Source organism: Proteus vulgaris, assembly GCF_023100685.1.
Classification (GTDB): Bacteria; Pseudomonadota; Gammaproteobacteria; order Enterobacterales; family Enterobacteriaceae; genus Proteus.
The window spans coordinates 2,825,387-2,846,599 of record NZ_CP090064.1; the positions used below are offsets into that span (position 1 = coordinate 2,825,387).

General features: G+C 36.0%; 21 protein-coding genes and 1 tRNA gene. 15 read left to right on the plus strand and 7 right to left on the minus strand.

Annotated elements, in window-relative coordinates:
- Positions 1-27: 27 nt before the first annotated feature.
- The 4 genes from mlaA to LW139_RS13670 all read right to left on the minus strand — a co-directional run bounded on the left by mlaA (position 28) and on the right by LW139_RS13670 (position 3,078).
- A complete protein-coding gene (mlaA, locus tag LW139_RS13655) occupies positions 28-765 on the minus strand; it encodes a phospholipid-binding lipoprotein MlaA (protein WP_166540754.1) in 738 nt (245 codons plus the stop codon).
- A 207-nt stretch (positions 766-972) separates the two neighbouring features.
- The gene (locus LW139_RS13660) at positions 973-1,869 is read right to left on the minus strand and encodes an AAA family ATPase (RefSeq protein ID WP_227335740.1); all 897 of its coding nucleotides are present in this window, start codon (positions 1,867-1,869) and stop codon (positions 973-975) included.
- A 294-nt stretch (positions 1,870-2,163) separates the two neighbouring features.
- On the minus strand, positions 2,164-2,412 hold the full coding sequence (locus LW139_RS13665; RefSeq protein WP_166540755.1) for a GDCCVxC domain-containing (seleno)protein: 249 nt from the start codon (positions 2,410-2,412) through the stop codon (positions 2,164-2,166).
- 108 nt (positions 2,413-2,520) lie between these two features.
- Positions 2,521-3,078, minus strand: a complete 558-nt coding sequence (locus LW139_RS13670) for a fused DSP-PTPase phosphatase/NAD kinase-like protein (RefSeq protein WP_247850071.1) — start codon at positions 3,076-3,078, stop codon at positions 2,521-2,523.
- Between the two features lie 913 nt (positions 3,079-3,991).
- On the opposite strand from LW139_RS13670, the gene LW139_RS13675 reads away from it, so the two are divergent.
- The 11 genes from LW139_RS13675 to kwaB all read left to right on the plus strand — a co-directional run bounded on the left by LW139_RS13675 (position 3,992) and on the right by kwaB (position 13,137).
- Positions 3,992-4,222 (plus strand): AlpA family transcriptional regulator, encoded by a 231-nt coding sequence (locus tag LW139_RS13675; protein ID WP_036918688.1) that lies wholly within the window; start codon positions 3,992-3,994, stop codon positions 4,220-4,222.
- On the plus strand, positions 4,212-5,081 hold the full coding sequence (locus tag LW139_RS13680; RefSeq protein WP_247850072.1) for a hypothetical protein: 870 nt from the start codon (positions 4,212-4,214) through the stop codon (positions 5,079-5,081). Before LW139_RS13675 ends, LW139_RS13680 begins: the two co-directional genes overlap by 11 nt.
- A gap of 17 nt (positions 5,082-5,098) precedes the next feature.
- Positions 5,099-6,115 carry a P2 family phage major capsid protein gene (locus LW139_RS13685; RefSeq protein ID WP_247850073.1) on the plus strand — a complete coding sequence of 339 codons (1,017 nt, stop codon included), beginning with the start codon at positions 5,099-5,101 and terminating at the stop codon, positions 6,113-6,115.
- Positions 6,112-6,645: a GPO family capsid scaffolding protein gene (locus tag LW139_RS13690; RefSeq protein ID WP_247850074.1), complete on the plus strand. Its 534-nt coding sequence runs from the start codon at positions 6,112-6,114 to the stop codon at positions 6,643-6,645. Before LW139_RS13685 ends, LW139_RS13690 begins: the two co-directional genes overlap by 4 nt.
- Positions 6,646-6,791: 146 nt before the next feature.
- Positions 6,792-7,217: a host cell division inhibitor Icd-like protein gene (locus LW139_RS13695; RefSeq protein ID WP_247850075.1), complete on the plus strand. Its 426-nt coding sequence runs from the start codon at positions 6,792-6,794 to the stop codon at positions 7,215-7,217.
- A complete protein-coding gene (locus LW139_RS13700; protein ID WP_247850076.1) occupies positions 7,214-7,444 on the plus strand; it encodes a hypothetical protein in 231 nt (76 codons plus the stop codon). Before LW139_RS13695 ends, LW139_RS13700 begins: the two co-directional genes overlap by 4 nt.
- The gene (locus LW139_RS13705) at positions 7,441-10,143 is read left to right on the plus strand and encodes a DUF927 domain-containing protein (RefSeq protein WP_247850077.1); all 2,703 of its coding nucleotides are present in this window, start codon (positions 7,441-7,443) and stop codon (positions 10,141-10,143) included. Before LW139_RS13700 ends, LW139_RS13705 begins: the two co-directional genes overlap by 4 nt.
- 288 nt (positions 10,144-10,431) lie before the next feature.
- Positions 10,432-10,659: an ogr/Delta-like zinc finger family protein gene (locus LW139_RS13710; protein ID WP_247850078.1), complete on the plus strand. Its 228-nt coding sequence runs from the start codon at positions 10,432-10,434 to the stop codon at positions 10,657-10,659.
- On the plus strand, positions 10,649-10,804 hold the full coding sequence (locus LW139_RS13715; protein WP_247850079.1) for a hypothetical protein: 156 nt from the start codon (positions 10,649-10,651) through the stop codon (positions 10,802-10,804). The genes LW139_RS13710 and LW139_RS13715 overlap by 11 nt, the downstream gene beginning before the upstream one ends.
- Positions 10,805-11,550: 746 nt before the next feature.
- Positions 11,551-12,153, plus strand: coding sequence for an anti-phage protein KwaA (gene kwaA, locus LW139_RS13720; RefSeq protein ID WP_247850080.1), 603 nt, complete (start codon positions 11,551-11,553; stop codon positions 12,151-12,153).
- 9 nt (positions 12,154-12,162) lie between these two features.
- A complete protein-coding gene (gene kwaB / locus LW139_RS13725) occupies positions 12,163-13,137 on the plus strand; it encodes an anti-phage protein KwaB (protein ID WP_247850081.1) in 975 nt (324 codons plus the stop codon).
- Positions 13,138-13,180: 43 nt separating this feature from the next.
- Here kwaB and LW139_RS13730 read toward each other — a convergent pair whose 3' ends face one another.
- From LW139_RS13730 to LW139_RS13740, 3 genes are all read right to left on the minus strand, one after another.
- Positions 13,181-14,347: a tyrosine-type recombinase/integrase gene (locus LW139_RS13730; RefSeq protein WP_247850082.1), complete on the minus strand. Its 1,167-nt coding sequence runs from the start codon at positions 14,345-14,347 to the stop codon at positions 13,181-13,183.
- 164 nt (positions 14,348-14,511) lie between these two features.
- A tRNA-Arg gene (locus tag LW139_RS13735) sits at positions 14,512-14,586 on the minus strand.
- Between the two features lie 195 nt (positions 14,587-14,781).
- The gene (locus LW139_RS13740; protein WP_166540757.1) at positions 14,782-15,558 is read right to left on the minus strand and encodes an AraC family transcriptional regulator; all 777 of its coding nucleotides are present in this window, start codon (positions 15,556-15,558) and stop codon (positions 14,782-14,784) included.
- Positions 15,559-15,662: 104 nt separating this feature from the next.
- Between LW139_RS13740 and LW139_RS13745 the strand changes: the two genes are divergently transcribed.
- The 4 genes from LW139_RS13745 to phsC all read left to right on the plus strand — a co-directional run bounded on the left by LW139_RS13745 (position 15,663) and on the right by phsC (position 20,976).
- Positions 15,663-16,466, plus strand: coding sequence for a sulfite exporter TauE/SafE family protein (locus LW139_RS13745; RefSeq protein WP_227335750.1), 804 nt, complete (start codon positions 15,663-15,665; stop codon positions 16,464-16,466).
- A gap of 861 nt (positions 16,467-17,327) precedes the next feature.
- On the plus strand, positions 17,328-19,607 hold the full coding sequence (gene phsA, locus LW139_RS13750) for a thiosulfate reductase PhsA (RefSeq protein WP_109407290.1): 2,280 nt from the start codon (positions 17,328-17,330) through the stop codon (positions 19,605-19,607).
- Positions 19,608-19,621: 14 nt separating this feature from the next.
- Positions 19,622-20,200 (plus strand): 4Fe-4S dicluster domain-containing protein, encoded by a 579-nt coding sequence (locus tag LW139_RS13755; protein ID WP_247850083.1) that lies wholly within the window; start codon positions 19,622-19,624, stop codon positions 20,198-20,200.
- Positions 20,197-20,976 carry a thiosulfate reductase cytochrome B subunit gene (gene phsC / locus LW139_RS13760; RefSeq protein WP_109407292.1) on the plus strand — a complete coding sequence of 260 codons (780 nt, stop codon included), beginning with the start codon at positions 20,197-20,199 and terminating at the stop codon, positions 20,974-20,976. The genes LW139_RS13755 and phsC overlap by 4 nt, the downstream gene beginning before the upstream one ends.
- The last annotated feature ends 237 nt before the right edge of the window (positions 20,977-21,213 follow it).

The window sequence follows — 21,213 nt, forward strand, 5'->3', positions numbered from 1 at the left end:
ATTTATACATAAAACTAACCACAAAAATTAGTCAATTGAATCTAAATCATCTTCAATCGCTTTCGCATTAGGGTTCTCTTTTACCGTACCAGCTTTGAAGTCATTACTCTGGAAGTAAGCTTCACGCATCATTAAGTAAGGATCAGACGAATTTTGCAAAATAGCATCAGAATCGAGCAATTGTGCCCGTGTTTCAATGCCTTCTAATGCCCACTTACCGGCTGACATCCAAAACGTTAAATAACTCAGCATAGGATACGTTAAGTCAGCCCAGTCACCACCCTCTTCACGGACAGTAAAGCTACCATAGCCCGGTACAACCACATAAGGGCCATAATCCATACCATAATGACCTAATGTACTACCAAATCGCATTGGAACTTCTTTTTCCATCGTTTCTTTGGACATACCAGCAACATCAATTAAGCCACCCATACCAAAGACTGTATTGATCCAAAAACGACCAAAATGTTTTGCTCCTTTTTCAAAATCGCCACGCAATACACTATTTAACATACTAGCGGGCTCTTCTAAGTTACCGAGAAAATTAGATAAGCCATTTCTTGCTGGTGGCGGTACATAGTCACGCCAAACAACAGCAACGGGGCGTAGGATATAAGGGTCTAAAACATAGTAGTTAAAATCAAACATCTGGCGGTTAAACCCTTCCAATGGGTCAGAGCGCCCCTCCCCATTATTAGGGGTACTTGCACATCCTGAAAGTAAGGCGACTGAAAGAGCAACACCGCACAGGCGATACTTCATAATGTTCTCCGCTAATTATCTTATGATGAGCAGCATCATAGTTCGCATATTCATAAACTCTATATATAATACTGTCAATGCGTAACAAGTGGTACTTTTATTAGGCGTTGATCTTATAAGATAATTCAGTTTTTAGGATTATCCCATTGAGCTAATTTACAATATTAGCCCAATATTATGGGCTAATATAAAAATCTATGATGTTATTTAATTATATTCTTTTATCACTAATCGCTCTTCTGGAACAGGGTACGAAAAATGCTCTGTGATAAAATCAAACTCTACTTCTGTGGTTTTAAACGGGTTCTCATCTGATTGATTACGTAAAGATAATCGTTTTTTACACTCAGCACTTTCTACTTTCAAAACATGAAATAAATAGGGCATTCCCGTATTATCAGCTAATGATTTTAACCATTGTCGTTGCTTCGCTGTATTCGCCGGAAAATCCATAATAACGGTATTTCCAGCTTTAAGAAGAACTGCAATATGTTCGCTTAATACACTCTTCACTAACTCACTTTTTTCAATATAGTCAGTTACTGTCTTTATTTGATTTGGATAAAGTCGCGATAACCATTCATCTTCATTGATTAATACCGTTCTGGGTGATTTAGCAAATGATTTTGCTAACGTTGATTTACCAGAAGCAATTTTTCCACAGAAAAAATGCAAACGAGCATCAGAAGATAATTTTAATAAATCAGTACCATAAGAGTTATCGATAACACAAAGCCATTGGTCATTAATAAGTTTAAAAACATAAGTAGCTTCTCTTACCGTATTAAACTTTCCTTCATTTGGCATATTTGCACTTAAAAGTGTTTGTGCTAAAACAAGCGCACAATCTTCACCAAAAATAACTTTTACTTTACCTTGAGAAACTTGCAGTGAGTGATTAAAAAATTCGGCAATCGCCATAAATGCTTTTTTCAGTGAAGGCTTACCAGAAACATGCAAATCATCTTTAACCACCAACGTGCCATTTTCAGTATAAAAGTTCATTAAATACTCAAAGTTTTCGTCAGTAATAGCTTGATCTGCATTTGCAATTAGTTGTGTTAGCGATTGGGTATGTTGTTCAACTTCTTGTGGAGTAAACATTTTTTATCCTTATCTTTTCTTTGTACCAGATAAGGAGTTTAAAATAAAAAAACCCGCTTATCTGGCGGGTTCTTAATACAACCAATCCCCACCACTAAGTGATGGTAATAATAATTGCTGGAGAGGTTGTAAAATATGACATAAAAATAAACCTTATAAATAGACTAAACAAAATCTAGCAGTAATTTATTTTTTAAACAAGAATATATTTTTAAAATCAAACCAATAAATTAATTGATGTTTAATTTACCTTTGAATATAAAACTGTTTTATTTAACTGTTATAGATAAATAATTATTTGCTCTCATGTTGGCAACAACATGATGTTTTCCCAGATAATTTGGCTTCTTGAATAGGTGGGCAAGGTACTGTTCCATAAGAACAAAATACACAACAGTCTCCTTCAAGGGGTTTTAATAAAGCATGACAATGTGTGCATTCATAAAACCATTGGCAAGCATCCGTTGGCATTGTTTCCATTTTTTTCGTATGACAATGCGGGCAAGTGATTTCTGACATCAAGTTAATCTGATTATTTGACATTTTATTTCCACATAAATTTATAAACATCATCTTTGTTGTTTAGAATACGCTCTTTTTATTTTTCAATAGCATATAAAATCAATAAATTGTTTATTTATCCATCACTTATTAATCGAATACTTGTTGTTTTATTGCTGAAATATCCACTTCTTCTAAATACTGAACAATATTAGGGAAAAAAAGCTCATGATAGCCATACTCTTTTTTTCTTAATTCAGTAATTGCTTGCTCTTTTGTCCAATTTTTGAAGATTAACCGATACATTGCTATGATAGTTCCTGTACGATCACTACCATGCCAACAATGCACCACGACTGCCCCAGACGTACTTTTTATTTTGCGCAATACCGCAATAATATCCTCATCCGTTATTCTACCTGCGTTCATTTTTACTTGAAAAGCTTCTAGTTGCGTGTTCTTTACATCATCATTATCACTATGATATTCACGTAAATTAATAATCGTCTTTATGCCTTGGGTTTCCAACCATTTCATCTCACCCGGCGTTGGTTGCCCTGAACGATAAACTTTTTCTGAAACTTGGTAAAAGTTTTCAGGCGGCACAAGAATATCAGTTGGCCTTGAATTACATCCCACCAGCAGAAAAAAACAAACAATAAATAAAAATTTTAAATAGCGAATATCATTAGTTGATTTTATATCCATATAAAAACCTAAATTTATTGTTGGTTATTGAATGAGGAAGTAAAACAATAGCGATAATAGCCTGAATTGATAAGCGTGGCTCTAAGAATAATTTCTAAAATGACCGAATGGGCAATAGATGGCGTTCCCTACAGGAATCTAAAAAAACAAATAACACATTGAATTAAAACATTATTTAAAAATAAAAAAACATATCTACACACAAAACTACACACAAAGTTTCTAGCCTAATCTCTTACCATTAAAGTTAATATATATAGAATGTGAATATTTACATATATTTACACTAAAAAATACATCGTGTTAATTGGCGAGGATTGGTGATGATTAGTGGACAATCGTGTAGAAAGTATAAAGAAAGAAATAATATTAAAATATCAGAATAATAATCTATAAAATGTTATTTTTAAAACACTTCAAACTAATTTACCTTATTGGAATTATATGCAAAGATTGTCGCATCCAAGGAGATACAACGACATCCAATAAAACACTATGACATCTAATTTAATAACAAGTGAAATTCTATGCATTTATTACTTAAGAATAATTTTTATTATTTAAAGTATTAACCAATAATAAATTAACATATTGTTTTATAATAAAAAACATCCAAAATACTCAAGAGGAAATAATTTGTTACATTTTATTACAATTTATTACAAATATTTATTGGGTGTTTTTTGTGCTTTTTAGTTAACAAGCATTAACAAGGGTTAATAAAGGCTAACACTTAAAATTTAAAGTTTTACAATTTATATATTTATAAGTTTTATATTTTTAAATTAAATAAATTTTAATATTTTCTACTGTTTTACCTATGAGTAATTATATGCAATTATTGTCTCATTCAATGAGATGCAATAATATTCAACAAAATACAATAACGTCTAATTTATATCAAGGAAAAGCCATGAGCTTATTATCTGAGGGTAGCCTTCGCCCTAAAAAAAGTAGGCTAATAAGGATGCCAGATGTTATTTCACTAACAGGCTTATCTCGTTCTTCCATTTATTTCAAAATGAAGAAGAAAGAATTTCCACCCAAAATACAAATAGGTGAACGCTCTATCGCTTGGCTTGAAGCAGATATATATGAATGGATTAATGACAAATTAACAAAAGGAAAAAATAATGATAAATGAAATAAAGTTTTATAAAGATGAAAACTTACACGCCATTGCAAATTATAAAGCCATTCCATTTAATGAAAAACACGAGGACAATGGTTTTATTATTCGTATTATTGAGCTATTTAAGTTTACTCAAATTAAAAATCAATTAATACAATTGCAAAAGCTTACAGGGTTAACGTTAGATAATATCGAACCATCAATAGAAGAAGTTATTGCATTAATTGAACGAGGGAAAGCTATTTCAAAGCAGAATGAAGAAATCGTTACTGAATTATCAAAGAATTATGATTTGGCAAAAAATATAAAAGAAAAAGCCGAAGAAGGTGGACTTAAAAAACCTGATAGCGCCCCATCAGTAAAGGCTTGGAAAGAAAGTCTTTCTGCTAGAGTAAGTCAGCATGAAAGTAATTTACTTATTGCTAAAGAGCAATTAAATGATTTTAATGGCATTTTTGGGTTGTTGAGAATAATCATTCAATATCTTCCACAAGAAAACATAAAAAACATTAACAAAAAACAGATGAATGTCATTCCTGATGAAATATATAAAGGGAATAAATTTCGTATAAATGTATATTATGGAAAACCGATGAAATATAAAGATGCGTATCAATATATTGAATCATCTTTTGAAAAACTGAATGAAAATATCTTACGCATTCTTAATTCCTGCACACCATCTAATGATAGATACAAACTGCGAATGTGGGAGCACCAACGAGGTGTAGAGTTATATCAATATTATTACAGTCAGACAGATTGTATTATAAAAACTATTTTGAGTGCAGATGATTATGTGAATTATATTCTAACTCAAGAGAAAGAAGTTCACGATAAAAAATACTTAATGACTAAATCATTTATTTAATAATAAGGAAATTAATTATGTCTTATATTGCACCTCAGGGCGCAAGGGTTTTTCACGAGAATTTCACCCATGGCGTAAAGTATTTATCTTCAGCGCGTCGTTATTTTTCATTATCAGAACCGTCAACAAATTTAATTCGTGTTGCGTTGATGGATTCTAATTGGTTGATTAATCAATTAACGCTTGCTGATGTTGATGAAGCTAAAGGGGATACCGTTAATTTAGGGGACAATTCACTGCATACTGGGCGAGAAGTTGAAAGCCGTTTCTATAAAAATGTTGCCTTTGCAGGAACACCTTTTGCACTAGAGGAAGTAGACACTTGCTGTTCGCTCACGTATCAACAATTATCTTTAATTTGCAATAGTGGTAGTGGAGATGATGACCATATCAATAAATCCATGTCCGATTATATGTCAAAAGCGGTTGCTTTAGATATGTTACGCATTGGCTTTAATGGTCACTTTTGTAACTATCCGACCAATCCGCAAAAATTCCCTAAAGGGCAAGATGTTAATATCGGTTGGCATGAAATCGCCAAAACCACGAATGATGGTGCTCAAATTATTACTGACAAAATTACCTTAGGTAAGGATGGAAAATTTCCTAATTTAGATGCGTTGGTGAATTACCTCATTATGCAAAAAATTCCCGAAGAATACCGCGAAGACCCTCGCTTAGTGGTACTTGTGGGCGCTGAATTAGCAGGCATGTATCGCACATCCTTATTTAATGGTGCTAACAGCCCATCCGATTTAAATGCCAGTCAAAAAATGCTCAGTACCGTTGCAGGTCGTCTTGCTATTGTTCCCCCCTTTATGCCTGGGCGACGCATTGTTGTTACTCGTCTTGATAATTTGCATATCTACACACAAACAGGAAGCCGTCGCTTTAGAGCTGAGTTTGTTGATGACCGTTCAGCCTATGAGCATAGCTATTTACGTAACGAGGGTTATGGCTTAGGTGATATCAATTTGTATGCTTCGATTGATGAAAGTGCCATTGAGATTGAGGAAGGAGTCTATTCCTTATGAGTGATAAAAGCACATCACAATTAACAACCGGTTGGATTTGTGTCGCAACAGCGGGACTCACGAGTATGGATGACCGTGAAATTGAGGCGGAATGGCTAACTGATATTGCCGAGTATTACGATCCCAGTTATTACACCGCGTTAATTTGGGAAGAGCATAACCGTAATCTGGATAATCTAGGCGAAGTGCTCGATGCCAAAGTGGATATCGTTGACGGTGAAACAAAACTCTATGTTCGTTTAAGACCAAATGGAAAACTACTGAATTACAACGAAAAAGGACAAAAGCTATTTTGTTCAATCGAAGTAGAAGACGATTTTCAAGGCAGAGGGATTTTTTATTTAGGTGGACTTGCCGTCACTGATAGCCCCGCCAGTGTAGGAACGGATAGGCTTCAATTTAGTATCAATCGGGCACATTTTTCCCGAAGAAAACGTAAGTTGAGTTTAAGTTCACCTTCCGTTTTTCATTTAGATAAAGGTTTGAAGCAATCCAAAAATCTCTGGTTTTCCGCTATCTCTGCGGGTTAATACGATGCCCAGTTTCGGCTGGGCTTTTCATGTCATCCCCCTATTCAACTTTTTTAAGGATAATAAAAGTGTTGCATACCTTTAAATGGATAGGCTATATTGTTGACGCGTTAGCAAAATCTAACGTCAGGCGTGGAAACCTGAAAATGTACAAGGCGACAATAGACGCCACATGCGTCTTTTTTTATGTCGTTGATAATGCCTACCTTATGGCGAATTGCGCCTATACAGATTCTATGGTGGCGTTATTGGAGCACCCGAAAGGGTGGCTGGTTACCTTGTACACCAGTATTTCCACCTCTGATAACGTCACCGCCCCTATTGAGCGTGGAAACTCTTGCGGTGACTCCTTTACCAAGTACAAGGAGATCATCATCATGATGGCTATCCCTACCCTAACTCAATTTAAATTCCTCTTTTTGAGCGTTAAACGCGCAGATACCACGGCTAAACCTTGTCGTTTGGAAGTAACAGCATCTAATGAACATGATGCCCGTTTGTCTCTCTCTCGTGATTATGTTTTGTCATTTGCGGGGCAAATTCCTCTGCACACAAGAGGGAATGCACAATGAAAAATGGCTTATCTCAATTGACTACGCTGTCTTCTGTGGGTGAAAAGCAACTCATTCGCATGGCACAAGTTACCGCATTTATTTCTGAACTTTTAGTCAGCCACAGCATGACAGGAAGCGAAGTCGTATCTTGTGAAGGTATGGGCGCACTGATGGAATGCCTTTCTGAGCAAATGGAATCCATTATTCAAGAAAGCAGTTTAATGACGGAGGAGATCAAGTCATGACTCAGACTCATTTTTCAGCAGAAACCTCCTCTGTCACCGATATTGTGAAAGCGTCACAAGGGCGCTGGCTCTATATCCTAGCGAATCTCGGTATTACCGTACCTGATAACCATAAACACGGTGCTTGTCCTAAATGTGGAGGTAAAGACCGATTTCGTTTTGATGATAAGAACGGCAAAGGCACATGGTTTTGTAACCAATGCGGACACGGTGATGGGTTAGATTTAGTCAAATTAGTAACAGGGAAAGAGACGAAAACAGCGTGTCAGGAAGTGAATAAAATTATTTTATTACCCGCATTTAAAGAAATAGCGCCAACTCCCGTGAAGAACGTTAGCGCTAAGAAAGGCATTGAACATTATGAAAAAATAAAAGCCTTTTGTTCTTTGGGCGAAAGCCAATATTTAATCAATAAAGGGTTATCAAACCATCAATGCTTAATAACTCGCCAACAGTATACACAGGGTGAGTTTAGCTTTCCAGTAGGCTCTTTATTGCTTCCGTTGGTTGATACCGATTCGGTGATTAAAGGCGGGCAACTGATTAGCCTAAACGGTGAAAAAAGTCTGTTATCAGGCTCAACCCTTTCAGGCTCTTTTATTATCGTTCGCCAGCCAGAGAAGAAGCCTTTAGAGCAAATCGTTATCACAGAAGGCTTTGCCACGGGATTAAGTCTCTCAAAATGCCTTGATGCGTTGATTGTGGCGAGTGTTTCCGCGACTAACTTAGTGAAAGTCGCTCAACAGCTACGGGCGCAATACCCTGACGCGAAGATAATTATCGCAGGGGATAATGACTTTGTGGATGGTAAAGACAACACGGGAAAAATGTGGGCGGAGCGTGCAGGGAAAGCGGTTGACGGATGGGTGACATTACCGCCAACGCACTATAAAGCCGATTGGGATGATTTCCGACAAGAAAATAGTCTTGAAAAGCTCAAAGAAGCGTTCTTTGAGGAAATGACGTATTACGGCAAAGACCGTACCCGTTTACCGCAAGGTTTTCGTCTCACGCAAGAATATCTGTGGTTTGATAAACAAATCACTAAATCAGACGGTGATATCGAAGTCAGAAACATCAAAATCAGCAGTCCAATAAAAGTTACTGCGATTACGTGTGATGCCGATGGGAGTAACTACGGACGCTTATTGGAATGGGAAGACACTTACGGTAACTGTCGTAAATGGGCAATGCCGATGGAGATGTTAAGTGGAAGTGGGGAAGAGTTACGCCGTGTACTTTTGGTGAACGGATTATCTTATATCAATATCTCAGGACAGGCGCGCGCCCATTTAATGGAGTATATCTCCCTTTGTCGCCCAGAAAGAAAAGTCACCTGTGTAAATAAAACGGGTTGGCATGGCAATGTGTACGTTCTGCAAGATGAAGTGGTCGGCAACGGGGCGGACTCGGTAATTTTACAAACGTCTAGCGTTCAGGGTAAAGACTTTAGAGTCTCAGGCACAAGCGAACAATGGCGTGAGCATATTGGTAAATATTGTGTCGGTAATGCCCGCCTTACCTTTTCGGTGAGCCTTGCCTTTGCTTCCCCTTTATTACGGTTAGCAGGTGTAGGCGGTGGCGGTTATCACTTAAAAGGTGAATCCACAGACGGTAAAACAACCACAATGAAAGTGGCATCGTCAGTGTGTGGCGGTACGGATTATTGGTATACATGGCGTGCTACGGGGAATGCCCTTGAAGGAACGGCTTGCCGTCGTAATGATGCCACGTTGATGTTAGATGAAATTAGGGAAGTAGACGGACGCGAAGCGGGTAACATTGCTTATATGCTGGCAAACGGACAAGGAAAAGCCCGCGCCAAAACAGACGGCAGTGTCCGTGAGACCAACCGTTGGAATCTCTTATTCCTATCAACAGGGGAACTCTCGCTTGTTGAACACGCCTCAAACGCAGGTGAACGCACTTATGCGGGGGTTGAAGTGCGGATGATACAAATTCCGAGTGACTCAGGTAAATACGGTGTTTTTGAAGACTTACACCACTTTACCAGTGGTAAAGCGATTGCCGAATACCTTGAACATGCCGTCACACGCTATCACGGAACGCCCTTTCGTGATTGGCTCAAATACATCACTAACAATTTATCTGATGTGTCGAATACCGCTAAAGCCTTATTGAAAGAGTACACCACAAGATTGATGCCTGAAAATGCAGGAAATCAAGTGGGTCGTGCCATTACACGCTTTGCGTTAGTAGCTATGGCGGGAGAAATGGCCACGCGTGCAGGTATTACAGGCTGGAAAGAAGGCGAAGCGTTTATATCGGCGAAGAAATGCTTATCCGCATGGATGAAAGAGCGCGGGCACACGGCAAATCAGGAAGATATGACCGCATTGGAGCAAGTCAGTGATTTTATTTCTCGTCATCAATTTAGCCGTTTTGCGGATTGGTACGATGAATACAGCCGACCTGCAAGCATGATGGGTTTTAGGCGTGTTGAGAAAGACACGGGTAATGGTGAAAGCAGTATCACCTTTTATGTGTTACCCACTGCATGGAAAGAAATATGTAAAGGATTTGATGCCCGTAAAGTAGTGCGTTTGTGTGTTGAAAAAGGGTGGCTTGAAACGGGTAAAGACGGCAAACCACAGACCAGTATTCGCCTGCCAGAAATAGGCGTTAAACGGGTTTATATCTTTAATAGCGAAGTTTTAGGTTGTTCCGAAATAGAGTAAGAAAAACTGACCCTCTTATCTTTTTAATGTAACAAGGGTAACTTGGGTTACAAGATTGATTTTAAAAGGTTTTAGTTGTTACCCATTTAACTTTTTTATGGGTAACAATGGGTAACATACCCGCTTTGTTACCCTTGTTACCCTTTTATTTTTTAATTAGGTAACAGAATAATTTCTTTATATTCAACGCTGTAACCCATGTTACCCGTGTTACCCATCAAAATAGCAAGAGATGTATTTAATTGGCTTTTTTCTGGCGGGCATAAAAAACGATTAAGGAAAAACAAGGTGAAATTAATAAAAGTGCTTTGTCCTGCATGTTCAGCAAAAGCGAAGATCCATTACATTAAAATGAAAGGCGAAAATAATGACCCTGAATTGTATTGTGCTTGTAATGACTTGGAGTGTGGCATGACGTTTGTTTTAGATGTCACTTTTTCACACACATTGAATCCCAGTAAATTAACACAATCTAGTCCTTCCATTGAACAAGGAGAAAATAGTCATGTTATTTAAAACAACACCGTCTATTTCTGTCGAAGTAAATCAAAATTCAATGGTGATTAATTTATCTGGATTTGGTGCTGAAGATTCAATAAAAATTATTCAGGCTCTCGTATCAGAACAAGTAAAACATCCATTGTTACCGCCCCACTCCTGATTTATTTTTTCATTTGATTTCAGTTTGAATTTTCTGTGAACCCGCATGAATTGGGCATTTCAGTTTTTCATGTGGGGTTTACATTATAAACAATTCTCACGTAAAGTATGAAAACTCTTTTACTTTCATGATATTACAAGCCTGCTTGATTCTCTCTTTTTTTCGTCAAACTGAAATAACCTGAAATCTTTTTCAATCATTTCAGTTTGACGCTGATGCAAAGAACCCAGTTACCATGCGCTCTCGCGATATGTTTTGTAAAAAATTCAAACTGAAATAATTTTTAGATCCAAATTGTGCAGGCGGGTGCGGAGTAGTGCATTTTACGTGGAGTTTTATTTTATCTTTGTAAACTCCTGAGCTTTATAATGAATTCTAAATAGTTATGCGGAATGGATAGACTACTGTTTTATTTTGGTTTAGAACTTATTCTGCTAAGTATTAACTAAATATGATATTAGCAAAAAGGTACAAATGAACTTGCGCTAACATAAAATGTTTTTAAAAATATGATATTCATCACTGGATAACATTTCTAAATAATTTAGATTTGTAGTTTTATAATTTTTAGCCATACTTAAGCTTGATAAGGTTTCTTATTGTACTGAAAATTTATCAATAAGTTATCTTTTTCATATAAAAGGATGTGATCAGCTACATATATGATGTTCATAGTTATTGTACTATGCTGGGTTATAAGTATTTTAAAAGGTGAGGTGTTTTTTGACCTCATTAAGGAATGAAAAATGAGTGATGAATCAAAAAAAAATAAGGAGAGAACAAGAAGAAAAATAGATTTATATATCTTATCTCTTGCTATTTTGTTTGTTTTTTTTATTTTTATTACAGGTAAAATACCTATATGCTTCTCATCACAATGTGAGTTTATTGGTTTTTTAGAATTATTAAAAATTAATGTCGTCCCTATTGTTTGCATACTTTTATTGATGTATGCATCCTACGCATATTTAAGGTTTAAATATGATACAAAACGATCTGTTGAACTTCCTGTCGAAATTATAAAGATAGATAAAATCAACTATGAACATTTAACTTTTTTGGCGACATATATAATACCGTTGATAACTTTTGACTTTGAAAAAGAACGCTATATTCTAGTTTTAGCTGCATTATTAATAATTATGGGTATTATTTATATAAAAACAGATCTTTTTTATGCTAACCCTTCTTTAGCATTATTAGGTTTTAATATCTATAAAGTTAATATAAAGATAGGTAAGAATGATATAAAGGAATGTGTAATAGTTATAACTCGTAAAAAATTAAAAATAAAAGATAAAATTAGTTATATAGTACTTGATGATAGGGTTTATTATTCTGGTGATTAAGGATTAGTTATGGCTGTAAATATACCGACTAAAGAGAGCTTAGATATTGATCTACAATATTATGTTAATAATATTAATGACATTGCCGTAGTAGTTTATGCTATTATTAAGGGTAATAATGTACCTTTAAGAATGGATATAGAATCTCCAGCTCAATCTGGACTTAAATCTTTATTTTTAAACTTTATAGATAATGAGATTATTAAAAATAGTGAGTTAACTATATTACCTCTATCGTCAGCAGATGAACGAAATAATGTATTATATCATTATGATATTGAGCTCCCTCAGGAGTTAGTGTGCATAAATACTATTTTAGAGAACGAGAACGAGCAAGAATTTGATTTTAATACGCATAATATAGATGAAATAAAAGCTTTACTAATCTGTATAGGTAATGCAGAAAATAATATTATTATTTATAAAACAATGGCTACTGTAAATATATTTTCACGAGATAGTTTCTTTCTTGTAAAATCTGATACCAGATTTAAAGAGATCAAGCAGGATTTTTTCAGAGTTAGCGGAAATTTTCAACTAATTAAAGTAAATGGAGAACTTTACGTTATAGATTTGAGTTTGGTCGAAAAAATGTTTGGTTTTCATGATGTTATAAAAAAAGAGGCCAACCAGGGAATACGGTCTATTCGTAATATGAATTTAATCTCAAATATCGATGTTATACAAGAATTAATTGATGACGTTAAATACGCAAGGAAATTGACTCGCGTCGCTAAATCTTCCCCAGTAATTCAGGCTGGTATTAATAATTCAAGCATTATTTCATTTTGTAAATCTTATCCAACTCTAAAAGGGCGTATTAGATTTAATGAAGATGACACAATGATCACTTTGGATACAAAAGTTTCAAAGGATTTATTTATTAAAGTATTGATGGATGATTTTTTAACATCTCAATTAACTCAGTTTTACTATGATAGCATCGCTAAAGATGCGCTGATTGCTGAATCAGTTGATAGTTAAGACAATGATCATTTATACAAAGAAAAAACAAAAGTGTATTATATCAACGCATAATATTAGATGAATACCATTTGAGCATGTTTTTTCTGTTTTCAAGGTACAAAGCATGATTATAAATTCCACGGATGGAATTTTTATCAACATGAGCAAGCTGTAACTCTATCCATGCGCTATCAAAACCGTTTTCATGTAAAATAGTACTCATCATATGGCGAAATCCATGCCCTGTTAATCTGCCTTTATAACCTATCTTTTCAATAACTTTATTAATACTAGCTTCGCTGATTGGTTTTCTTACATCATTTCGACCAGGAAATAATAATGGGTAATATCCTGTAATTACTTTTAACTCATTGAGTATCGCAATAACTTGTGGGGATAATGGTACTAAATGAGGACGGCGCTTTTTCATTCTCTCTTTGGGTATTTCCCAAATAACATTATCGAAATCAAATTCTGACCATTCAGCTAGTCTCAATTCAACAGTCCTAACACCTGTCAGCATTAACAGCTGGGTGGCATACTTCGTTATTTTACTGCCTTGATAGTTATTTAACGCTTTAACAAAATCAGGGATCTCATCTTCACGTAAAAATGGGAAGTGTTTAGTTTCAGGTTTATTTATTGCTCCCGCTAAATCAGGTGCAGGATTATATTTTACCCTACCCGTTATGACTGCATAACGAAAAACTTCACCACAGCGCCTACGGATTTTATTTGCTTGTTCTAATGCACCTCTTTTCTCAATTTTTTGAAGAACAGCTAATAATTCTAAGGGAGCAATTTGGTCGATAGGTCGCTTTCCTATATAGGGAAAAATATCATTTTCAAAACAACGCAATATCTCGCTTGCATAACCATCACTCCATGTAGAGCATTTAGAGCTATGCCACTCCATCGCTACTGCATAAAACGTATTTTCTGTTGCGTATCTTAACGCTATCTTTTCTGATTTACGGGCATCGCTTGGATTAATATTCTCAGCTAACTGCTTTTTAGCTTCATCACGTTTCTTTCTTGCTTCAGCTAGTGTGACTTGCCCATATACGCCCAACGAAATCATTTTAGGTTTGCCCGCAAAACGATAACGGAAACGCCATCCCTTAGAGCCATTAGGTTCAATCAATAGAGATAATCCGTTACCATCATTCAATGTATACGGCTTTTCTTTGGGATTAGCTTTGCGGATTTGAATATCTGTTAATGGCATAATGTGTATAGTTTTTCCATTGAACCTAGAAGTACACTCAATTTTATACACATTAGTGGCTGGATTCCAGTAAACATCTTAGAACATTACTGAACACTATTTTTAAATAACTTATTGTTTAAATTATTATTTTAGATATTACTGAACATCATGAGATGTATAGATGGCGTTCCCTACAGGAATCGAACCTGTAACTAGCCCTTAGGAGGGGCTTGTTATATCCATTTAACTAAGGGAACGTACGTAACGAGGTAATGTATGACTAATGGATGGGCTGTATTTTACCTCCCTCACTCTCTATTAATCAAGTTTTAACGCACTGATATTGGAAGGAATTTTTTTGTTTCTTTTTTGAACAGTGAAATTTACCTTAAAAAAGGAATAATAAATACCATCATCAATGATTGTGTTTATTCTTATATATAACAGTTTTACTAAAATTCTTTCAATTGCTTCAAAAATAATTTCGGTGAGTATCCCATCTCTTTATTAAACATTGCACTAAAGGCACTCGGATTCTCATATCCTAATTCTAAAGCAATTTCGGTAACTGAATGACCTTTCTTTAACGCCGTTAATGCATACATTAAACATGCTTTTTGACGCCATTCTCGAAAAGAAAGCCCTGTTTCCTTATGAAATAAACGCGTAAAAGTGCGTAGACTCTTATTTAACTTTTCAGCCCACATTTCTGGCGTAGTACGAATATTCGGTTGTGACATAAATTCAGTACACAACCCATCTAATAAAGCATGTTGGGGCAAAGGAGTAAAATAAGGTAATGGTTTGGCCTCAGCTAGTTCATGACAAAGTAACGTTAATAAAGCGCTATCTCTCCCACCTAAATCATAAAGTAAAGGAAGTTGATTTGCACAAAGTAATAGCTGATGAAGCAAAGGCGAAACGTGTAAAACCTCACAATATTCCGAATAACGAGGTACTTTATTCGGCTCAATATAGAGACTATAAGTGCTGCTACCCAACATTAATACTTGATGTGTTTTTTCAGCTGGGATCCACACACCACTGTAAGGTAATACAATCCATTGGCCATCTTCTGTTTTGACTTTCATTACGCCATTGGGTGCATATAAAAATTGGGCTCGCCGATGATGATGTGCTTCAAGTAATGTGTCATAAGGATAATCAGAGCCTAATGCTAAAATATCACGAGGAAGATGATCCACACTGTTAATATCGATATTACGCATAATATTAAAATTGTCCTAAATTCATATAAACTTGTCATTATCGCGTGGGTAAGCCATCGTTTTATTCTATATTGTTAATCTCCTGACTCAACAGGAGATTTGAAATGACACTCTGGCTGATTTCTTTTGGTTTAATTTCGGGCATCACAACATGGCTATTTGGCTTTGGCGGTGGTTTTGTCACGGTTCCCTTACTCTATACACTTATTCTGACGCTCTGGGGAATAGACAGTTTACCTGCCGAACATGCTATGCAAATCGCAGTTGCCACCTCTGCATTAATTATGTTGTTTTCTGCAACAGTCACAACCATTAAACACCATAAGGCAAAAAGGCTTGATTGGCATATCATGTTCATCCTTTTTATTGGGATTGCGTTTGGGGGGATCTTTGGTGCCCTTCTCGCATTAACAGTTGAAGGTACTTGGATCAAATGGATCTTTATTGGTTATCTCTTTGTCACTATTTTAGATTGCTATTTTCGCCCTGGTTTTATGGCACCGACTCACAACGCAAAAAAGGTGACCAAAGCACAAGAAAGCATTAATGGCACTGTGATTGGTATTATTGCCGCTTTTTTAGGGGTTGGCGGAAGTGTAATGACAGTTCCTCTATTACGTCGTAGAGGTACACCAATGGCACAATCTGCAGCAATGGCAAATGCCTTAACCTTACCTTTAGCTCTCACTGCAACATTCACTTATGTCACACTTTCCTTTGCATCACCTTTAAATAGTGAATCTGGCTTTATTGGTTATATTTGGCTAAAGGCAGCCTTTATTCTGATTTGTAGCACATGGATAGGGTTAAAGATCTCTGAGCGCTTTTTATCTCGTATTCCCGATAAATGGCATGCAAGAGTTTATCCCTTATTACTGAGCCTTGTCTTAATCGTTATGTTGTTTTAAATCCTTTCTTTTATATAAAAAAGATAAACAGAAAAACAATTTTGACAACACGCAAACAAAGTGGCTTTCAATATTTAATGAGCCACTTTATTTTTAACATTTGCTTTAAACCTTTTCCTACGCATATTTACTTGGCGTTAATATTATTAAGATGTATAAAACAAAAAACAGCTCTTTTTGACAATCAATATACAGCCCCATAACTATTAGCTTTATTAATTAATATTTAAACATAATGAATAATAATTTATAGATTGTCTCATTTTTAGTATCAGTTTGATTACGTTTCACTGAGCATTTTCTGCACAAAATATCATCTCTTTATTTTTCTCTTTTATTCGTATTTATCATCAAAATAATAAGTTAGCTATTTTTTACAAAATATATTTTAAGAAGAAACTGGATTTAAATAACGCTAAAAAATATTATTTAATTTGATTTTTAAATAACAAATTAATTACAATAACGTTGAACTTCGATATATAAATAATTATATATCGATAGGCTTTTTTGTCAATTATTTATTGTATTTAATCATATATTTAAAATACACTTTAATAAAACAAATTAATGTCGTAAGTAAGTGAATTTAAAAGAAGTAAGCATAAATGCCTCAGCCTCTAAGATCCTCTCTTTCTCCTCAAAATCTTTATAACACGAGTTAATAGAAGAAAATAATTATCATTTGATTTTGTCTATTTTAGTTAATTTATTTTGTGACATTTATTAACGTCTTATTCTCTATTATTTATTATTTACAACTAACTCATCACTTATGGATTAATAAACTGGAGACGCCTTCAAATATTTATTTAATCGTCTGTATATAATATTTAGCTATAAGAAGAAACTGGAGGTTATATGAGTATTAGTCGTCGTTCTTTCATTAAGGGGATGGGGATAGGATGTGTGGGTTGTACTGTGAGTAGTTTACCACCGGGTGCACTTGCATTTAATCCTGTAGATTCTCTTAAGGGTCAGTCAACATTAACACCTAGTCTATGTGAGATGTGTTCTTATCGTTGTCCTATAGAAGCTCAGGTTGTTAACAATAAAACTGTATTTATCCAAGGAAACAGAAACGCAGAGCATCAAAGTAGCCGTATTTGCGCCAGAGGTGGAAGTGGCGTTAGTCTGGTTAACGATCCAAACCGTATTGTCAAACCCATGAAACACAAAGGCCCTAGAGGTGCAGGTGAATGGGAAGTCATAAGCTGGGAACAAGCCTATAAAGAAATAGCTGAAAAGATGAATGCAATAAAACAAAGCTATGGAGCTGAAAGCATCTCTTTTTCATCTAAGTCAGGATCGCTTTCTTCTCACCTTTTCCATTTAGCCGCCGCATTTGGTTCTCCAAATACATTTACACACGCAACTACTTGCCCAGCAGGTAAAGCCATTGCAGCATCCGTTATGATGGGTGGTGATCTTGCAATGGATTTAGCAAACTCTAAATATATTCTCTCTTTTGGTCATAACCTTTATGAGGGCATTGAAGTTGCTGAAACGCATGAATTAATGACAGCACAAGAACGTGGTGCAAAATTAGTCAGTTTTGATCCTCGTTTATCTGTCGTTTCAAGTAAAGCAGACGAGTGGTTCGCAATCCGCCCTGGTGGCGATTTACCTGTTCTAATGGCAATGTGCCATATCTTAATTAAAGAAGATCTCTACGATAAAGAGTTTGTTGAGAAATTTACGGTAGGTTTCCCACAATTAAAAGAAGTTCTACAAGATACAACTCCTGAATGGGCTCAAGCACACTCAGATGTTCCTGCTAAAGATATTGCTCGTATCGCCAGAGAAATTGCAGCAAAAGCTCCTCATGCACTGATTATGCCAGGCCACCGCGCGACCTTTAATAAAGAAGAGATCAATATGCGCAGAATGATCTTCACCTTCAATGCTTTACTAGGCAACATTGAACGTGAAGGTGGTATGTATCAGAAAAAGGCAGCAGCAAAATACAATAAATTAGCAGGTATTAATATTGCTCCTGAATTGGCAAAACCAAGTGTTAAAGGTATGCCTGAAATTACCGCAAAACGCATTGATGCGACAGCGCCTCAATTTAAATATATCAATAAAGGTGGCGGTATTGTTCAATCGATTATCGACTCAACATTAGAAGGCGTACCATATCAAACAAAAGCATGGATTATGTCTCGTCATAACCCATTCCAAACAGTCAGTTGCCGTCCTGAGCTAGAAAAAGCAGCGCAGAAGTTGGACTTAATTGTTAGTTGTGACGTGTATTTAAGCGAAAGTGCCGCTTATGCCGATTACCTTTTACCTGAATGCACCTATTTAGAACGTGATGAAGAAGTTGCTGATGTTTCAGGTTTAAATCCCGCTTATGCATTACGCCAGCAAGTTGTCGAACCTATTGGTGATACCAAACCAAGTTGGTTAATTTGGATGGAATTAGGTAAAGCGTTGGGATTAGAAGCTTATTTCCCTTGGGAAAACATGGGGGTAAGACAGCTTTATCAAGTTAATGGTAGCGAAGCGCTATACAAAGAGATGCATAAAAAAGGCTATGTCTCTTATGGTATTCCATTATTGTTACGCGAACCTTCTTATGTAAAAGCTTTTGTTGAGCAATATCCAGAAGCCATCAAACATGTTGATAGCAATAACACAATGGAAAAAGCGCTCTCATTTAAATCACCAAGTGGCTTAATTGAAATCTACTCTGAAGAATTAGAAAGCCGTTTAGAAAATTACGGTATTCCTCGCTTCCACAACTTCCCATTAAAAGAAAAAGACGAGCTTTATTTTATTCAAGGCAAAGTCGCCGTTCATACTAATGGTGCAACACAATATGTACCGTTATTAGCTGAATTAATGTGGGAAAACCCAGTTTGGCTTCATCCAGAAACAGCAAAAAACCATGGTATTAAACATGGTGATGAAATCATTCTGGAAAACAATATAGGCAAAGAAAAAGCACACGCTTTAATCACTGAAGGCATTCGCCCTGACACCGTATTTGTTTATATGGGTTCGGGTGCAAAAGCGGGTGCAAAAACAGCAGCGACTACAACAGGTGTTCACTGTGGCAACTTATTACCTCATGAAATTAGTCCTGTATCGGGTACTGATGTGCATACATCAGGTGTCAGAATTAGTCGTGCTTAAGGAAAAAAATAACGATGAACAATAATGATAAACAATTTGTCATGCTACATGATGAAAAACGTTGCATTGGGTGTCAGGCCTGTACTGTTGCGTGTAAAGTCATCAATGACATTCCTGAAGGTTTCAGCCGACTTCAAGTTCAAATTCAAGGCCCACACAACGATGAAGCGGGTGATCCACATTATCAATTTTTCCGTGTTTCATGTCAGCACTGTGAAGATGCACCTTGTGTTTCTGTTTGCCCAACTGGCGCCTCTTTTATTGATGAAAATGACATCGTACAGGTAAAAAAAGAGTTGTGTATTGGCTGTGATTATTGTGTTGGTGCCTGTCCTTACCATGTTCGTTATATCAACCCAATGACGCATATCGCAGATAAATGTAATTTCTGCTCAGATACTCGATTAGCTGAGGGTGAATTACCTGCGTGTGTATCGGTATGCCCAACGGATGCACTTGCTTTTGGTCGTATCGACTCACCTGAAATTCAGGCTTGGATCAAACAAAAATCCGTTTATCAATACCAATTAGATAATGTCGGAAAACCAAGTTTATTCCGTCGTAAAGAAATCCATCAGGGGGATAAAGCATGACTAGTATCTGGGGAGCAGAACTCCATTATACGCCAGATTATTGGCCTGTATGGTTAATGGCGGCAGGTTTATTAATTGTTGCCATGATAGCCATTTTAGTTATTCATGGCTTGCTACGCTATGCCCTTGCACCAAAACATTCAGGCCATTACGAAGAAGAGCGTGTTTATTTATATTCTAAAGCGATCCGTTTTTGGCACTGGGGTAATGCTTTACTTTTTATCCTATTATTACTAAGTGGCTTTTTAGGGCATTTCTCTATCGGAAATGTCACTTCAATGGTGCTATTACATAAAATCTGTGGTTTTGTACTTATCGCGTTCTGGATTGGTTTTATTCTGATTAATCTAACAACCAGTAACGGTGTACATTACAAAGTAAGATTTAATGGGTTAATTGGCCGTTGTATCAAACAAGCTCGCTTTTACCTCTATGGCATAATGAAAGGTGAACCACATCCTTTTGCTGCAACTGAAACTGATAAGTTTAACCCTCTTCAACAACTTGCTTACTTAGGTGTGATGTTTGGTTTAGTGCCACTGTTACTTGTTACTGGATTATTATGTTTATACCCAGAAGTACTTGGTTATGGCTATTGGATGTTAAAAGCACACTTAGTTTTGGGTATTGTGGCATTAATGTTTATTTGTGCTCACTTCTATTTATGTACATTAGGAGACACTTTTACACAGACATTCCGCAGTATGGTTGATGGTCATCATCGCCACCAAAAGCATGATACTCATGGTTCAGTAACTAAAAAAGCAGAGCATTAATTCCCTCTGGTTACTCCTTACAGAAAGATCATTATCTAAAATGCCCGTGTAAACGGGCATTTTTTTGATCTTAATTCAGAAACAATTTCATAATCTTATTATTAGCAAATATATCATTTTATTTACATGTTATTCGGTGTATAGTCAGCGCCCATCCTCGCTATATAAAAACCTATACAATGATATACATTGCATCACATTTGCGATGAGCATCGTTGTATAAATTTTTTAATATCG

Coding starts and splice junctions, on each gene's coding strand:
- mlaA (WP_166540754.1), bottom strand. CDS start 765: ATGAAGTATCGCCTGTGCGGTGTTGCTCTTTCAGTCGCCTTACTTTCA.
- LW139_RS13660 (WP_227335740.1), bottom strand. CDS start 1,869: ATGTTTACTCCACAAGAAGTTGAACAACATACCCAATCGCTAACACAA.
- LW139_RS13665 (WP_166540755.1), bottom strand. CDS start 2,412: ATGTCAAATAATCAGATTAACTTGATGTCAGAAATCACTTGCCCGCAT.
- LW139_RS13670 (WP_247850071.1), bottom strand. CDS start 3,078: ATGGATATAAAATCAACTAATGATATTCGCTATTTAAAATTTTTATTT.
- LW139_RS13675 (WP_036918688.1), top strand. CDS start 3,992: ATGAGCTTATTATCTGAGGGTAGCCTTCGCCCTAAAAAAAGTAGGCTA.
- LW139_RS13680 (WP_247850072.1), top strand. CDS start 4,212: ATGATAAATGAAATAAAGTTTTATAAAGATGAAAACTTACACGCCATT.
- LW139_RS13685 (WP_247850073.1), top strand. CDS start 5,099: ATGTCTTATATTGCACCTCAGGGCGCAAGGGTTTTTCACGAGAATTTC.
- LW139_RS13690 (WP_247850074.1), top strand. CDS start 6,112: ATGAGTGATAAAAGCACATCACAATTAACAACCGGTTGGATTTGTGTC.
- LW139_RS13695 (WP_247850075.1), top strand. CDS start 6,792: ATGTACAAGGCGACAATAGACGCCACATGCGTCTTTTTTTATGTCGTT.
- LW139_RS13700 (WP_247850076.1), top strand. CDS start 7,214: ATGAAAAATGGCTTATCTCAATTGACTACGCTGTCTTCTGTGGGTGAA.
- LW139_RS13705 (WP_247850077.1), top strand. CDS start 7,441: ATGACTCAGACTCATTTTTCAGCAGAAACCTCCTCTGTCACCGATATT.
- LW139_RS13715 (WP_247850079.1), top strand. CDS start 10,649: ATGTTATTTAAAACAACACCGTCTATTTCTGTCGAAGTAAATCAAAAT.
- kwaA (WP_247850080.1), top strand. CDS start 11,551: ATGAGTGATGAATCAAAAAAAAATAAGGAGAGAACAAGAAGAAAAATA.
- kwaB (WP_247850081.1), top strand. CDS start 12,163: ATGGCTGTAAATATACCGACTAAAGAGAGCTTAGATATTGATCTACAA.
- LW139_RS13730 (WP_247850082.1), bottom strand. CDS start 14,347: ATGCCATTAACAGATATTCAAATCCGCAAAGCTAATCCCAAAGAAAAG.
- LW139_RS13740 (WP_166540757.1), bottom strand. CDS start 15,558: ATGCGTAATATCGATATTAACAGTGTGGATCATCTTCCTCGTGATATT.
- LW139_RS13745 (WP_227335750.1), top strand. CDS start 15,663: ATGACACTCTGGCTGATTTCTTTTGGTTTAATTTCGGGCATCACAACA.
- phsA (WP_109407290.1), top strand. CDS start 17,328: ATGAGTATTAGTCGTCGTTCTTTCATTAAGGGGATGGGGATAGGATGT.
- LW139_RS13755 (WP_247850083.1), top strand. CDS start 19,622: ATGAACAATAATGATAAACAATTTGTCATGCTACATGATGAAAAACGT.
- phsC (WP_109407292.1), top strand. CDS start 20,197: ATGACTAGTATCTGGGGAGCAGAACTCCATTATACGCCAGATTATTGG.